13 protein-coding genes are annotated in these 14,766 nt (G+C 52.6%); 7 read left to right on the forward strand and 6 right to left on the reverse strand.

Going from position 1 to position 14,766, the window contains the following annotated elements:
- Positions 1–92: 92 nt before the first annotated feature.
- The 4 genes from JQ822_RS15930 to araD are packed head-to-tail and all read left to right on the forward strand — an operon-like array spanning position 93 to position 3,799.
- The gene (locus JQ822_RS15930) at positions 93–1,598 is read left to right on the forward strand and encodes an FGGY-family carbohydrate kinase (RefSeq protein ID WP_213134277.1); all 1,506 of its coding nucleotides are present in this window, start codon (positions 93–95) and stop codon (positions 1,596–1,598) included.
- Positions 1,595–2,257 (forward strand): 3-keto-L-gulonate-6-phosphate decarboxylase UlaD, encoded by a 663-nt coding sequence (gene ulaD, locus JQ822_RS15935; RefSeq protein ID WP_213134278.1) that lies wholly within the window; start codon positions 1,595–1,597, stop codon positions 2,255–2,257. The genes JQ822_RS15930 and ulaD overlap by 4 nt, the downstream gene beginning before the upstream one ends.
- Positions 2,250–3,110, forward strand: a complete 861-nt coding sequence (locus JQ822_RS15940; protein ID WP_213134279.1) for an L-ribulose-5-phosphate 3-epimerase — start codon at positions 2,250–2,252, stop codon at positions 3,108–3,110. The genes ulaD and JQ822_RS15940 overlap by 8 nt, the downstream gene beginning before the upstream one ends.
- Entirely contained in the window at positions 3,104–3,799 is a 696-nt protein-coding gene (araD, locus tag JQ822_RS15945; protein ID WP_213134280.1) for an L-ribulose-5-phosphate 4-epimerase, read from the forward strand. The genes JQ822_RS15940 and araD overlap by 7 nt, the downstream gene beginning before the upstream one ends.
- Positions 3,800–3,803: 4 nt before the next feature.
- Here the strand turns inward: araD and JQ822_RS15950 are convergent, their stop codons facing one another.
- Positions 3,804–4,619, reverse strand: coding sequence for a helix-turn-helix domain-containing protein (locus tag JQ822_RS15950; protein WP_213134281.1), 816 nt, complete (start codon positions 4,617–4,619; stop codon positions 3,804–3,806).
- Positions 4,620–4,872: 253 nt separating this feature from the next.
- On the opposite strand from JQ822_RS15950, the gene JQ822_RS15955 reads away from it, so the two are divergent.
- A complete protein-coding gene (locus JQ822_RS15955) occupies positions 4,873–6,273 on the forward strand; it encodes an MFS transporter (RefSeq protein WP_213134282.1) in 1,401 nt (466 codons plus the stop codon).
- Between the two features lie 10 nt (positions 6,274–6,283).
- Entirely contained in the window at positions 6,284–8,239 is a 1,956-nt protein-coding gene (locus JQ822_RS15960; protein ID WP_213134283.1) for a glycoside hydrolase family 127 protein, read from the forward strand.
- A gap of 93 nt (positions 8,240–8,332) precedes the next feature.
- On the opposite strand, the gene JQ822_RS15965 is transcribed toward JQ822_RS15960, so the two are convergent.
- Positions 8,333–9,073 carry a MipA/OmpV family protein gene (locus JQ822_RS15965; RefSeq protein WP_213134284.1) on the reverse strand — a complete coding sequence of 247 codons (741 nt, stop codon included), beginning with the start codon at positions 9,071–9,073 and terminating at the stop codon, positions 8,333–8,335.
- Positions 9,074–9,194: 121 nt separating this feature from the next.
- Between JQ822_RS15965 and JQ822_RS15970 the strand changes: the two genes are divergently transcribed.
- Positions 9,195–10,148 carry a LysR family transcriptional regulator gene (locus tag JQ822_RS15970; RefSeq protein WP_213134285.1) on the forward strand — a complete coding sequence of 318 codons (954 nt, stop codon included), beginning with the start codon at positions 9,195–9,197 and terminating at the stop codon, positions 10,146–10,148.
- 19 nt (positions 10,149–10,167) lie between these two features.
- On the opposite strand, the gene JQ822_RS15975 is transcribed toward JQ822_RS15970, so the two are convergent.
- The 4 genes from JQ822_RS15975 to yiaY all read right to left on the reverse strand — a co-directional run bounded on the left by JQ822_RS15975 (position 10,168) and on the right by yiaY (position 14,600).
- A complete protein-coding gene (locus JQ822_RS15975; RefSeq protein WP_213134286.1) occupies positions 10,168–11,304 on the reverse strand; it encodes an HlyD family secretion protein in 1,137 nt (378 codons plus the stop codon).
- A 5-nt stretch (positions 11,305–11,309) separates the two neighbouring features.
- The gene (locus JQ822_RS15980; protein WP_213134287.1) at positions 11,310–11,633 is read right to left on the reverse strand and encodes a DUF3302 domain-containing protein; all 324 of its coding nucleotides are present in this window, start codon (positions 11,631–11,633) and stop codon (positions 11,310–11,312) included.
- 184 nt (positions 11,634–11,817) lie between these two features.
- Positions 11,818–13,356: an aldehyde dehydrogenase AldB gene (gene aldB, locus JQ822_RS15985; protein ID WP_213134288.1), complete on the reverse strand. Its 1,539-nt coding sequence runs from the start codon at positions 13,354–13,356 to the stop codon at positions 11,818–11,820.
- 92 nt (positions 13,357–13,448) lie between these two features.
- Positions 13,449–14,600 carry an L-threonine dehydrogenase gene (gene yiaY / locus JQ822_RS15990; RefSeq protein ID WP_213134289.1) on the reverse strand — a complete coding sequence of 384 codons (1,152 nt, stop codon included), beginning with the start codon at positions 14,598–14,600 and terminating at the stop codon, positions 13,449–13,451.
- Positions 14,601–14,766: the final 166 nt, after the last annotated feature.

The raw sequence follows: 14,766 nt of genomic DNA on the forward strand, positions 1-14,766 counted from the left end.
GCCTGGTGGCGCTGAGCTTACCGGGCTTACAAGCTGCAACCGTCGTAGGCCGGATAAGCGCAGCGCCATCCGGCATAGCTGAGACATCAAAGATGAGTGAAAAAGAGACCTTCTGGCTGGGTATCGATTGTGGCGGTACGTATCTGAAAGCCGGTTTATATGACGCCAAAGGTCATGAGCATGGAATTCACCGGCAATCGTTGCAGACCATGTCGCCATTACCCGGTTACGCCGAACGCGATATGTCACAACTCTGGCAGCACTGCGCAGCCACCATCGCTGGATTATTACAACGCACAGGCGTATCCGGCGAGCAAATCAAAGGCGTCGGCATTTCCGCACAGGGCAAAGGGCTGTTTCTTCTCGATAAGCAGGATAAGCCGTTGGGTAACGCCATCCTCTCTTCTGACCGCCGGGCGATGGATATCGTCCAGCGCTGGCAACAGGACCGGATCCCCGAACAGCTCTACCCAATCACCCGCCAGACGTTATGGACCGGGCATCCCGCGTCTCTGTTGCGCTGGGTAAAAGAGCACGAGCCCCAACGCTACGCGCAAATTGGCTGCGTGATGATGGGGCATGATTATCTGCGCTGGTGCTTAACCGGCGAAAAGGGCTGCGAAGAGAGCAACATCTCAGAATCCAACCTCTACAACATGAGTACAGGCCAGTACGATGCACGCCTGACCCGATGGCTGGGCATCAGCGAAATTGATAATGCGCTACCGCCGATTGTCGGCTCAGCAGAAATATGCGGGGAAATCACCGCTCAGACAGCCGCCATAACCGGTCTGGCGGCGGGTACGCCCGTTGTCGGCGGTCTGTTTGATGTGGTTTCCACCGCACTCTGCGCCGGTATTGAAGACGAACACACCCTCAATGCGGTAATGGGGACCTGGGCGGTCACCAGCGGGATCGCTCGCGGCCTGCGCGACCACGAGGCGCACCCCTATGTCTATGGTCGCTATGTGAACGACGGGCAGTACATCGTTCACGAAGCCAGCCCGACCTCTTCCGGCAATCTGGAATGGTTTACCGCCCAGTGGGGCGAACTCTCTTTTGCTGAGATCAATCATGCCGTTGCCAGTTTACCGAAAGCGGCCAGCGATCTGTTCTTTCTGCCCTTTTTATACGGCAGCAACGCCGGGCTGGAGATGACCAGCGGGTTTTACGGTATGCAGGCGCTGCATACTCGCTCGCACCTGCTACAGGCCATTTATGAAGGCGTGGTGTTCAGCCACATGACCCATCTCAACCGCATGCGCGAACGCTTTACCGATGTTAGCGCCCTGCGCGTCACCGGCGGCCCGGCGCATTCCGACATCTGGATGCAAATGCTGGCGGACGTCAGCGGCCTGCGCATCGAACTGCCGCAGGTAGAGGAAACCGGATGCTTTGGCGCGGCGCTCGCCGCTCGCGTCGGCACCGGCGTTTACCCCAGCTTTAGCGACGCCCAGCGCAGCTTACAGCACCCGATACGCACGCTACTGCCGGATATGGCCACGCACGCCCTCTATCAGCGCAAATACCGCCAATACCAGGATTTGATTACCGCACTACAGGGCTATCACGCCCGCATTAAGGAGCACGCATTATGAGTCGACCATTACTGCAACTGGCGCTCGACCACACCAGCCTTGAAGCCGCACAACGCGACGTCGCTCAGCTACAAGAGAGCGTCGATATCGTTGAAGCCGGGACCATCCTCTGTTTAACCGAAGGCCTAAGCGCCGTGAAAGCCCTGCGCGTCCAGTGTCCGGATAAAATCATCGTTGCCGACTGGAAGGTGGCCGATGCCGGAGAAACCCTTGCACAGCAAGCCTTTGGCGCTGGCGCCAACTGGATGACCATCATCTGCGCCGCGCCGCTCGCCACGGTGGAAAAAGGCCACGCCGTTGCACTAGCCTGCGGCGGTGAAATTCAGATGGAGCTGTTCGGTAACTGGACACTGGACGACGCCCGAGACTGGTACCGCGTCGGGGTTCGTCAGGCGATTTACCATCGCGGGCGCGATGCGCAGGCCAGCGGTCAACAGTGGGGCGAAGCGGATCTGTCGCGCATGAAAGCGTTGTCCGATATCGGTCTCGAACTGTCGATTACCGGCGGCATTACACCCGCCGATCTGCCGCTGTTCCGCGACATTAACGTCAAAGCCTTTATTGCCGGGCGCGCGCTGGCGGGTGCACAACATCCGGCGCAGGTCGCTGGCGAATTTCATGCGCAAATCGACGCCATCTGGGGAACACAGCATGCGTAATCATCCGTTAGGTATTTATGAGAAAGCGCTCGCCAAAGATCTCAGCTGGCCAGAACGGCTGGTGCTGGCGAAAAGCTGCGGTTTTGATTTTGTCGAAATGTCGGTGGATGAAACCGATGAGCGCCTGTCACGCCTCGACTGGAGCGCAACACAGCGCGCATCGTTAGTCAGCGCAATGCTGGAAACCGGCGTGGCGATCCCGTCAATGTGCCTGTCAGCCCACCGACGTTTTCCCTTTGGCAGCCGCGATGAATCCGTGCGCGAGCGGGCGCGCGACATCATGAGCAAAGCTATTCGGTTAGCACGCGACCTTGGCATTCGAACCATTCAACTCGCGGGGTATGACGTCTATTACGAAGAACATGACGCAGGCACACAACAGCGCTTTGCCGAAGGACTGGCATGGGCAGTGGAGCAGGCCGCCGCCGCGCAGGTCATGCTGGCGGTAGAAATCATGGATACCGCGTTTATGAACTCGATCAGCAAGTGGAAAAAGTGGGATGACATGCTGTCATCGCCGTGGTTCACCGTCTATCCGGATATCGGCAACCTCAGCGCCTGGGGTAACGACGTCACCGCCGAATTGACGCTGGGCATCGACCGTATTGCCGCAATCCACCTGAAAGACACACTGCCGGTGACCGAAACGCACCCGGGCCAGTTTCGCGATGTGCCGTTTGGTGAAGGATGCGTGGACTTTGTCGGCATCTTTAAAACGCTGCATCAACTGAACTATCGCGGATCGTTTCTGATTGAGATGTGGACCGAAAAAGCCAGCGAGCCGGTACTGGAAATTATCCAGGCGCGACGCTGGATAGAAGCGCGGATGCAGGAAGGAGGATTCACATGTTAGAGCAACTGAAAGCCGAGGTGCTGGCGGCAAACCTGGCGCTCCCGGCGCATGGCTTAGTGACCTTTACCTGGGGCAACGTCAGCGCGGTCGATGAAACGCGCACGCTGATGGTGATCAAGCCTTCTGGCGTCGAATATGAGGTGATGACCGCCGACGACATGGTGATCGTAGAGATAGCCAGCGGCAAGGTGGTCGAAGGCAGCAAAAAACCGTCTTCCGATACACCAACCCATCTGGCGCTGTATCGCCGCTACCCTGAGATCGGCGGGATCGTGCATACCCATTCTCGCCACGCCACGATCTGGTCGCAGGCGGGTCTCGATCTCCCCGCCTGGGGCACTACCCATGCCGATTATTTCTATGGTTCTATTCCGTGCACACGCCTGATGACCGTAGAAGAAATCAACGGCGAGTACGAATATCAGACCGGCGAAGTGATTATCAACACCTTTGAACAGCGAGATCTCAACCCAATGCAGGTTCCGGCAGTATTGGTGCACTCCCACGGGCCGTTCGCCTGGGGTAAAGACGCGGCAGACGCGGTGCATAACGCCGTGGTGCTCGAAGAGTGCGCCTATATGGGGCTGTTCTCACGCCAGCTAGCACCGCAACTACCTGATATGCAGTCCGAACTACTCGACAAACACTACCTGCGCAAACACGGCGCGAATGCCTATTACGGGCAGTAAAGGGTCAGGCGCTATTGATATGTTCCTTGCAGTAGCGCCTCTTCCACGCCGCAGGCGTCAGGCTGGTATGTTTGCGAAAGATTTTGCGAAAATAGCCCACGTCATTAAATCCACATTTCATCGCCACGTCGGTGAGCGACAACGAATCGCTGATCAACAGCTTTTCTGCTGCCCTCACCCGCTGGCGATGCAGCGCTTCGGTTAACGTCAGCCGAAAAACCCCACGGAAAACGCGGCCCAGATAATCAGCATTGCAATGCAGCTCTTGCGCCAGCGTCGAAGCGGAAATCGGCAGGTGGAACTGAGTATGAATCATTTGCTGTGCCCTCCATGCAAGCGCATTGCCGGGGCTATCGGCGGGCTGCTCGCTGGCGGCTGCGGATATTTGCTGCAAAATCAACAGCAGAATCAGTTCCAGCGCAACGCTACGATGAATGCTTTCCTGTTCACGTAAGAACTGGCGAAACAACGAAATAATATACTGCGGCTCACTCACCCGGGTGTGCTGTGGAATAGAAAGCAGTGGTTCAGGTAATGATGCGGAGGTTTCTGCCATCACTTCGAAGTGCAGCCAGTAAAATTTCAAATCGGGTGGAAATTGCCCTACGCCAATATGTAACCGCTGCGGCCACAGCAACAAACTCTCCCCAGAGTTTACAGTATAAACATCACTGCCCTCGCGAATCGTTAATATCCCTTTTTCGACAAAAATTATTTCCCAGGAGTTAAGCTGCCGCGCAGGATGACTCCCCACACCTCGAGAAATAAATAACCCGCCATTTTGTACCTTGATCGGAAGAGACATGGATAATTCGAGCATAGATATTCAAATTCCCGCTTTTATCACTGTATTTAACCGCCATTTGCCTTTGATTATTCACAATAAAATAGCTTTCCGCTGGATCGAAATCACACTTTTATAATTAAGTCGGAATTGTCATCTTTTTATACTTTTCCCTTCCCTTGTTGGGATCAGCATTTCGTGCAAAATAAATAACGTACTTTGCAAATGACAACCTAAAAACCTGCAACTCAGCGGGATATTTTCCGAACATCCTCTCCGGGAGTTATTTATGACTTCGGCTCCGATTACGACAAACAATTTGGTACAGCGCGTACAAGATGAAAATTTATCTCTACGTGAAAAAATAGGCTACGGATTAGGCGATGCGGGCGGAACGGTCATTACCTGTTTAATCATGAACTTCCTGACCTTTTTCTATACCGATATCTTTGGTTTAACCCCCGCGCTGGTCGGCACACTGTTTATTGCCCTGCGCGTGTTTGATGCGATTTCTGACCCTATCATGGGCATCCTCGCCGACCGTACGCAAAGCCGCTGGGGACGCTTTCGCCCGTGGCAGCTGTGGGTCGCCGTCCCCATCGGCATCATCGGCGTACTGACCTTTACCGTCCCGGACGCCAGCATGGGCGTCAAAATCGCCTGGGCCTTTGGTACCTATTTGCTGCTTTCCGTCGGCTATACCGCCATCAACGTGCCGTACTGTGCGCTGATTAACACCATGACCACCCGCCACAATGAGGTGATCGCCTGCCAGTCATGGCGCTTTGTGCTGTGCGGTGTGGCGGGATTCCTTGTCTCCGTAGGCCTGCCGTGGATGGTGGAGGTTCTCGGCCAGGGCAATGCCGCACAGGGTTATCAGTTCGGCGTCGGCATACTATGCGCCATCGCGGTAGTGATGTTCCTGTGCTGCTTCTTCTGGGTGCGCGAGCGTGTGCCGCTGGCGATGATGGGAAAATTTACCCTGCGTGAGCACATTGGTGGACTGCGCAAAAACGATCAGCTATTGCTGATGCTGGTGATGTCTTTCCTGCTGATCAACGTTTTTAATATTCGCGGCGGCGGGTACATGTATTTTATTACCTACGTGCTGGAAGGCAGTACTGCCTACACGTCGCTGTTCTTCACCATGGTCACCTTCGCCTCCATCATCGGTTCGGTGATCGTCAGCCCGCTAACGCGCCGCATCGACACCGTCAAACTCTATTACTACACCAACCTGGTGCTGGCGGCGCTGGCGGTGCTGATGTGGTTCCTGCCCACCGGTCCGGCGTATCAGACGTTATGGCTGGCGATCATTCTCGGCAACGGCATTATTCTCGGCTTCACGCTGCCGCTCCACTTCTCGCTGATGGCCTTTGCTGACGATTACGGCGAGTGGAAAACCGGCGTGCGCTCCTCGGGCATGAACTTCGCCTTCAATCTGTTTTTCATCAAGCTGGCCTGGGCCTCGAGCGCGGGGATCATCAGCCTGTTGTTTATTTTTGTCGCCTATCAACCGGGCGCCGGCAACCAAACCACCAGTTCGCTGCAGGGCATTACCGCCATGGAGACGCTGCTGCCCGCGCTGTTCCACCTGCTGCTGGCGCTGTCTATCCGCATCTGCAAACTCAATAACCCGATGATGTCGCGCATTGCCAGCGATCTGCGTCAGCGTCATGTACAGCCTTAAGGAGCACAACATGAACATTCTGGAAGTCGACCTGCACAAGCTCACGGTCAGCGATCCGTTCCTCGGACAATATCAACAACTGGTTCGCGACGTCGTTATTCCCTACCAGTGGGATGCGCTGAATGACCGCATTGCAGAAGCCGATCCGAGCCATGCGATAGAAAACTTCCGTATCGCCGCAGGCCTTCAGGAAGGTGAATTTTACGGGATGGTTTTTCAGGACAGCGACGTGGCGAAATGGCTGGAGGCCGTTGCCTGGTCGCTGTGCCAGAAACCGGATGCCGAGCTTGAAAAAACCGCCGACGAGGTGATCGAACTGGTCGCGGCTGCGCAGTGTGAAGATGGCTACCTGAACACTTACTTCACGGTCAAAGCGCCGGGGGAACGCTGGACTAATCTGGCTGAATGTCACGAACTTTACAGCGCAGGACACATGATTGAAGCTGGCGTCGCTTTCTTCCAGGCCACGGGAAAACGCCGCCTGCTGGAAGTGGTATGCCGTCTGGCAGACCATATCGACAGCGTTTTCGGCCCACAGGAGCAACAATTGCAGGGCTATGATGGCCATCCAGAGATCGAGCTGGCGCTGATGCGGTTGTATGAAGTCACCGAAGAAAAACGTTATCTGCAACTGGCCGAATACTTTGTTGAGCAGCGCGGCGCTCAGCCTCATTTCTACGACGAAGAGTACGAAAAACGCGGGCGCACCTCTCACTGGCATACCTACGGCCCGGCGTGGATGGTAAAAGACAGGCCCTACAGCCAGGCGCACCAGCCGATATCTGAACAGCAAACGGCCATTGGCCATGCCGTCCGTTTTGTCTACCTGATGACCGGAGTGGCCCACCTGGCGCGCTTAAGTCAGGACGAAGGCAAGCGTCAGGACTGCCTGCGCCTGTGGAACAATATGGCCCAGCGCCAGCTGTATATTACCGGCGGGATCGGTTCACAAAGCAGCGGCGAGGCGTTTAGCCGCGATTACGATCTCCCCAACGATTCCGTATACGCGGAGAGCTGCGCGTCAATCGGCCTGATGATGTTCGCCCGCCGGATGCTGGAAATGGAGGCCGACAGTCGGTATGCCGACGTGATGGAACGCGCGCTGTATAACACCGTGCTGGGCGGTATGGCGCTGGACGGTAAACACTTCTTCTACGTCAATCCGTTGGAAGTGCATCCGAAGTCATTAAAATTTAACCATATTTATGATCACGTTAAGCCCGTTCGCCAGCGCTGGTTTGGCTGCGCCTGCTGTCCGCCAAATATCGCCCGCGTATTAACCTCGATCGGCCATTATATCTACACGCCGCGCGAGGACGCGTTGTATATCAATATGTATGTGGGCAACAGCATGGAAATACCCGTTGAAAATGGGACCCTCAAATTGCGCATTAGCGGCGATTATCCGTGGCATGAGCAGGTCAGCATCACCATTGACTCAGCGCAACCGGTGCATCACACCCTGGCACTGCGCCTGCCGGACTGGTGCTCCGCGCCACAGGTAACGCTGAATGGCCTGCCTGTGGAACAGAATATGCGTAAAGGCTATTTGCACATCACCCGCACCTGGCTGGAAGGCGATACGCTAAGTCTGACGCTCCCGATGCCGGTGCGTCGGGTATACGGCAATCCGCTGGTTCGCCATGTTGCCGGTAAGGTCGCCATTCAACGTGGGCCGTTAGTCTATTGCCTGGAGCAGGCGGATAACGGCGAAGAGTTGCATAATCTGTGGCTGCCCAAAGAGAGTGAATTCAGGGTATTTGAGGGAAAAGGGTTATTCAGTCATAAAATGCTGATTCAAACTACAGGGATGAAGCAAAGCACTGATAATGCGGCACAGCAATCGTTGTGGCACTACGATGTCTCTCCCGCTTCCCGGCAAACGCATACGCTGACGTTTATACCGTGGTTTAGCTGGGCGAACCGTGGTGAAGGCGAGATGCGTATTTGGGTGAATGAGCTGTAATTGAAAACGTGCCGGATGGCGACGCAAAAGCGTCCTGTCCGGCCTACAACACTGAAAAGATTGCCCTCTTCCCTGAGGACAAACGGGTGAAAATCAGAAACGCCAGGTCAACCCGGTCAGGAACGTGAAGCTGTCGTCACGATCAACCATCGGGCTATTTTTGATGTCATCCGGCAACGCACTGTAGTTGGCGCTCGCCAGCAACGTCAGGTTAGTGGTTAACGGATATTTCGCGGTCAGCGCGACATACGGTGTCCAGCTATCACCAGGGGAAAAGCTTGATAATCCACTGCGACGGGATTCATTACCCGATACGCCGTAGTAATATTCGTTGAAATTTTCGTCATAGTAGAGAACGCCAACCGCCGGGGTTAACGTCAATTTGCCCATCGGCATTTGACGGAACAGCGACATTTCCCCAACCCAGCCGTTGCTGTTATCCAGAACATCTGCAGCTGCGGATACTTTTAAGCTGCCCCATTGTTCATGATGATACCAGGCTGCGCCGACCATTGCGGTACTGTCACGCTTGTCGAGCTGCTTCATCGCATGATCGTCGTTATCAGCGGGGTCAAATTGAAGCGGCATCCAGGACGCAGTTACGCTAAATTCATTGCTTTTACTTTTTGACAAAATATACCCTAAGGTTGTTTGTCTAAAATAAAAAGATTCGCTTTCATAACTGATAAGCGGTGCGGCATGCACATTATCATTATATCCGCGATAAGGTGATTCGTTATATACAGCCCCAGCACCAAGAGAAAATTCTGCGGCTGATGCACTCGCCATAAAAGAAAAAGCAATTAGCGCCACAATATTGCGTTTAATTAACATGCCAACTTTCCATTTTAAAATAAGCTACAAAGCGCGTGCATAATAATGCTTACAATTTCATCGATGCAACATTCATATTTATATAGTAATATATAAAATCATATATATATTGGGCTTTGCGATGAATAAATTACAACTCAAACACCGGGAATTGAAGATTATCTCGGTAATCGCTGCCAGTGAAAACATCAGCCACGCAGCGACCATCCTCGGCATTGCACAAGCCAACGTCAGTAAGTATCTTGCTGATTTTGAATCAAAAGTAGGTTTAAAAGTTTTCGACAGAACCACCCGACAACTCACCCTTACTCCGTTTGGCACGGCACTGCTTCCCTACATCAACGACATGCTGGACAGGAACAACCAACTTAATAATTTCATAGCTGATTATAAGCATGAAAAACGTGGTCGAGTCACGGTATATGCTCCAACGGGCATAATTGCTTATTTATCGCAACATGTGATCGCAAAAATTCAGAATATCGGAGATATTAGTCTCTCGCTAAAAACATCTAATCTGGAGCGTAAAGCCTTTTATGAAGGAGTCGAGTTTCCTGATGACTGTGATGTTTTAATTACTTATGCACATCCAAAAGATGAATCTCTGGTCGCCAGTTTTATTACCAAATATGTGGTTACCGCTTTCGCCAGCAATCAATACCTGGCCCAACATCCCATCAGCACTCCTGAAGAACTTGAGCATCACTCCTGTATTTTGATTGATTCGATGATGATTGATGATGCCAACATTTGGCGATTCTCTACCGCTGATGGCAAAGAGATGCATGACTATCGCGTAACGGGTAATTATGTTTGCGACAATACGCAATCGGCGCTGGCACTGGCACGTAACCATTTGGGTATTGTTTTTGCCCCGAGAGAAAGTGTGCAAAGAGATACTCAATCCGCGATGCTGGTCCCTTGCTTTACTGAAAAGCATGAATGGTGGCTGGATCTCGTGGCTATATTCCGCAAACGCGAATATCAGCCCTGGCGAGTACAGTACATACTGGATGAAATGTTAAATGAGATTCGCCAGCAGCTTACTCAGGCGCAATATCTGCAGCCTGAGTAAACAAGACCTGGGGGGATATTTAGTGGTCAAGATACAGGTAATGCACCCAGCTGGTCATACGCAATAACACTTTGCGCATCACTGATACATGGGTGAAGTGATCAGAATAAACCGCGACCTGGGCGTAAATACCATCAGGTAAAGCGTTCACATCCACGTTTTCATTTAGCTCAATCGTGGCAATAACACCTTCCGAACCGGGCGTGGAATTTAAAGATTGCAGCGCCCCATTCGACTGGTATGTCCCGCCCGGCACTGCCGGACTAATCGCAGCCAGTTTACCGCTGAATACCTTACCCGGCAGCGCGTTAAACACCACTTCAGCTTCATCGCCAGGTTCCAGACGCAGCAGCGAGTTTTGACGGAACTGGGCGATAATTTGCCGTTTTTGTTCAGGAATAAACACCATCACCGGACGCATAGGCAGCGCGGCGGCATAGGTCCCCGGTGCCATAAGCACCTGCGTAACATAGCCATCGCTGGGCGCACGAACCACGGTTTGATCAAGATTGAATTCCGCTTCTGCCAGTTGTGCCTTCAGGCTGGCAATTTGCGAATTCTCACCCAGTATCAGACTGTCTAACTGGCTCTGTATTTGCTGCTGCTCTGCGACGGAGGATTTCACCGACGCTTCCTGCGCCAGATAGTTTTGCCGCGCCGCATCGATATCACGCTCAGAAAATGGATTCACCTTCGCCTGGCTACCCTGCGCATAACGCTGGTAATCTTTTGCCAGTTTGTCACGCGTGGCTTTTGCCTGCTGCGTATTCGCTTTCATTTCGTCTAACTGCGCAGCCAGCGCCTGCTCTTTATGCTGTGCTGTAACAATATCGGCCTTCAGACGATCAACCCGTGCCTGATAACGCCCCGGGTTAAGCTTAAACAGAACTTCGCCTTTTTTAATCAGCGTATTCTTTTTATCCGTCACCTCAGTCACCACCCCCGTCACCTGTGGTACTACAGGAATAGAAATCACCGCCTTTTGTGCCTTAAAGGTATACGGATGGTTATAGTTCATCAATAATATAAGCCCACAAACAATGAATATACCGCCCAATGCCGCTGTCGGTACTGTCCATTTATTTACAGGAATTTTAAAAATTTTAAAAATTGACCATGCACACGCCACATAGGTCAGGACAATCAGTAAATCCATCGATATTACTCCGCCGGAGAGGTCTTAACCTCACCCAGTTTCTTTTCCAGATCGGCTACCCGTTCCTGCAGTTGAATAAGGGAAGAATCCGCGCTCTGCATCCCCCACCCTCGCTCCGGACGATATAGTGTTGCCCAGATCCACAAAAAGGGCCAAATAACATGTAATGTGAATAAACTTACCCAACCTGCAACATGTATTGCGTCGGCATGAGGATGGTTACGTTTCTTTGCAATCAGATAGGGAATATCATGCAGAATAATAATCCCGTAAAAAATGACCAGGAATACAAAAATAAGCACTCCTAATGCAAAATAATTAAGGAACATATTTGCCTCAGGGATTTAAATTAAAAATTCGGCTGCTATTTAATTTACACAATAGAGTTGATGATAGTAGTGGAATGACCAGAATGGATGCAATTGCCTTATTTATATAACGATATATGGGTTTATATATAACTGCAGAATAAAGATATGCCCGGCGCAAAACCGGGCAATAAGTGACGAGAAATTAAAACAGTCCCAGCGGTTTATCAGAGTAGCTCACCAGCAGGCACTTGGTCTGCTGGTAGTGATCCAGCATCATTTTATGCGTCTCGCGTCCGATACCCGACTGCTTGTAGCCGCCAAACGCCGCATGTGCCGGGTAAGCGTGGTAGCAGTTGGTCCATACGCGCCCCGCCTGAATACCACGTCCCATCTTGTAGGCCAAATTACCGTTACGGCTCCAGACGCCGGCGCCCAGTCCGTACTGGGTGTCGTTGGCAATTTCCAGCGCCTCCTCCATGGTTTTAAAAGTCGTGACCGCCAGCACCGGGCCGAAGATCTCTTCCTGGAAGACGCGCATGTGGTTCTTGCCGTACAGAATGGTGGGTTCGAGGTAGTAACCCTCTTTTAATTCCCCATCCAGCTGCTTACGCCGTCCACCGGTCAGGACATCCGCCCCTTCTTTTTTCCCAATATCGATGTAGTTCAGAATGGTTTCCAACTGGCCATGCGACACCTGCGCGCCCATCTGCGTGACGCTGTCCAGCGGGTTGCCGCTGCGAATACTTTCCACGCGACGAATGGCTCGCTCCATAAAACGTTCGTAAATGGATTCCTGCACCAGCGCACGGCTCGGACAGGTACACACTTCCCCCTGGTTGAAGGCGAACAGCGCAAAACCTTCCAGCGCTTTGTCAAAGAACGCATCTTCTTCATCCATAACGTCGGCAAAGAAGATATTTGGCGATTTGCCGCCCAGCTCCAGCGTGACAGGGATAATATTCTGCGTAGCGTACTGCATGATCTGCTGACCGACTTCCGTCGAGCCGGTAAACGCCACTTTCGCAATGCGTTTTGACGTTGCCAGATACTCGCCGATTTCCCCACCCGCACCGTTGACCACGTTCACCACGCCCGGGGGGAGTAAATCACCGATAACTTCCATCAACAGCAGGACCGACAGCGGCGTCAGACGCGCAGGTTTAAGCACCACGCAGTTGCCTGCTGCCAGTGCAGGCGCCATTTTCCAGCTCGCCATCAGCAGCGGGAAGTTCCACGGGATAATTTGCCCAACCACGCCGAGCGGTTCCTGGAAGTGATAGGCCACTGTATCGCTGTCGACTTCGCTGATCCCCCCTTCCTGGGCGCGAATACAAGAAGCAAAATAGCGGAAATGATCAATGGCCAGCGGCACATCCGCAGCGCTGGTTTCGCGGATCGGCTTACCGTTATCCCAGGTTTCTGCCGTGGCCAGCAGCTCCAGGTTTTGCTCCATGCGATCGGCAATCTTGAACAGGATCGCCGCACGATCCTGTATGGAGGTATGCGCCCATTTATCTTTCACTTTGTGCGCGGCATCCAGTGCCAGATCGATATCTTTTTTGCCCGAAGAGGCCACTTCGCACAGTAATTGCCCGGTGACCGGCGTCAGGTTCTGGTAATACTCACCGTCCACAGGTGCAACCCAGTCGCCGCCGATAAAGTTATCGTATCGGGCTTTTAACTTCAGGGGATAACCATACTCGCCGGGATAAATACGCGTTGAAGGGGGGTTATTGGTCATGACCGTCTCCTTGCTGTAGGGGTACTACAAAGGTAGACGGGACTGGCGAATTATTCGCCAGCCTTTTACTGCTTTACGACAGATATCACGAATTACATCGCCGCGCGATAAATCGCCATGATTTCCTCATGGGTCGCCTGAATCGGGTTGGTAAAACCACAGGCATCTTTCAGCGCGTTGGTCGCCAGAACGGCGAAATCGTCTTCCTTCACGTTCAGCTCACGCAGACCTGCCGGGATTTCAACTTTCTGTGCCAGTTCGCGGATCGCCGCGATGCAGGCTTCAGCGCCTTGCGCTTCGGTCATACCCTTCACATTCACGCCCATTGCGGCCGCGCAATCACGCAGGCGAGCCGCAGCAACCTTACTGTTGAACACCTGCACATGCGGCAGCAGTACGGCGTTGCACACACCGTGTGGCAGGTTGTAGAAGCCACCCAACTGGTGCGCCATGGCGTGAACGTAACCCAGAGATGCGTTGTTAAATGCCATCCCCGCGAGGAATTGTGCATAGGCCATGGCTTCACGCGCCTGTGCGTTGCTGCCATCTTCAACGGCGATCGTCAGGTTTTCTGCAATCATTGTTACGGCTTTCAGCGCGCATGCATCGGTAATCGGCGTTGCGGCAGTGGAAACATACGCTTCGATGGCGTGGGTCAGCGCATCCATACCTGTGGCTGCCGTCAGAGACTTCGGCATACCAACCATCAGCGAGGAGTCATTCACCGATAACAGCGGGGTCACGTGTTTATCGACAATCGCCATTTTAATGTGGCGCGCTTCATCAGTGATAATGCAGAAACGGGTCATTTCAGATGCCGTACCCGCCGTGGTGTTGATGGCAATCATCGGCAACTGCGGTTTTGCAGAGCGGTCAACGCCTTCGTAGTCACCAATATCACCACCATTAGCCGCGACCAGCGCAATGCCTTTCGCACAGTCATGCGGAGAACCACCGCCGAGCGAAATGACGCTATCACACTGATGTTCTTGCAGGAGCTTCAGACCATCTGCAACGTTGCTGGTTGTAGGATTAGCATGCGTACCATCGTAAATTACGCTGAAAATATCACGTTCCTGTAAGGCCTTTTGTACGTCACCTGCCATGCCTAATTTCGTCAGCATGGCATCCGTCACGATTAACGTGCGACGAAATCCATATTCCGCCATTGTATTCATGGCATCATTTAATGAACCGGAACCAATAATATTTACAGATGGAATAAAAAATGTTGAAGCCGCCATTATACAATCCTTAGTTATTTAAATAAGGCAAGCAGCATACGTGTGAAATTCTCAACAAAGTATGATCGCAATTGTTATTTTAATAACACAGGAATAAAAAAGCACATTAGGTTCATAATCTAATGTGCTTATTTCAATCAATATCTATTTTGTATTAATTCATTTA

Source organism: Citrobacter sp. FP75 (assembly GCF_018342065.1).
In the GTDB taxonomy this organism is placed as follows: Bacteria; Pseudomonadota; Gammaproteobacteria; order Enterobacterales; family Enterobacteriaceae; genus Citrobacter.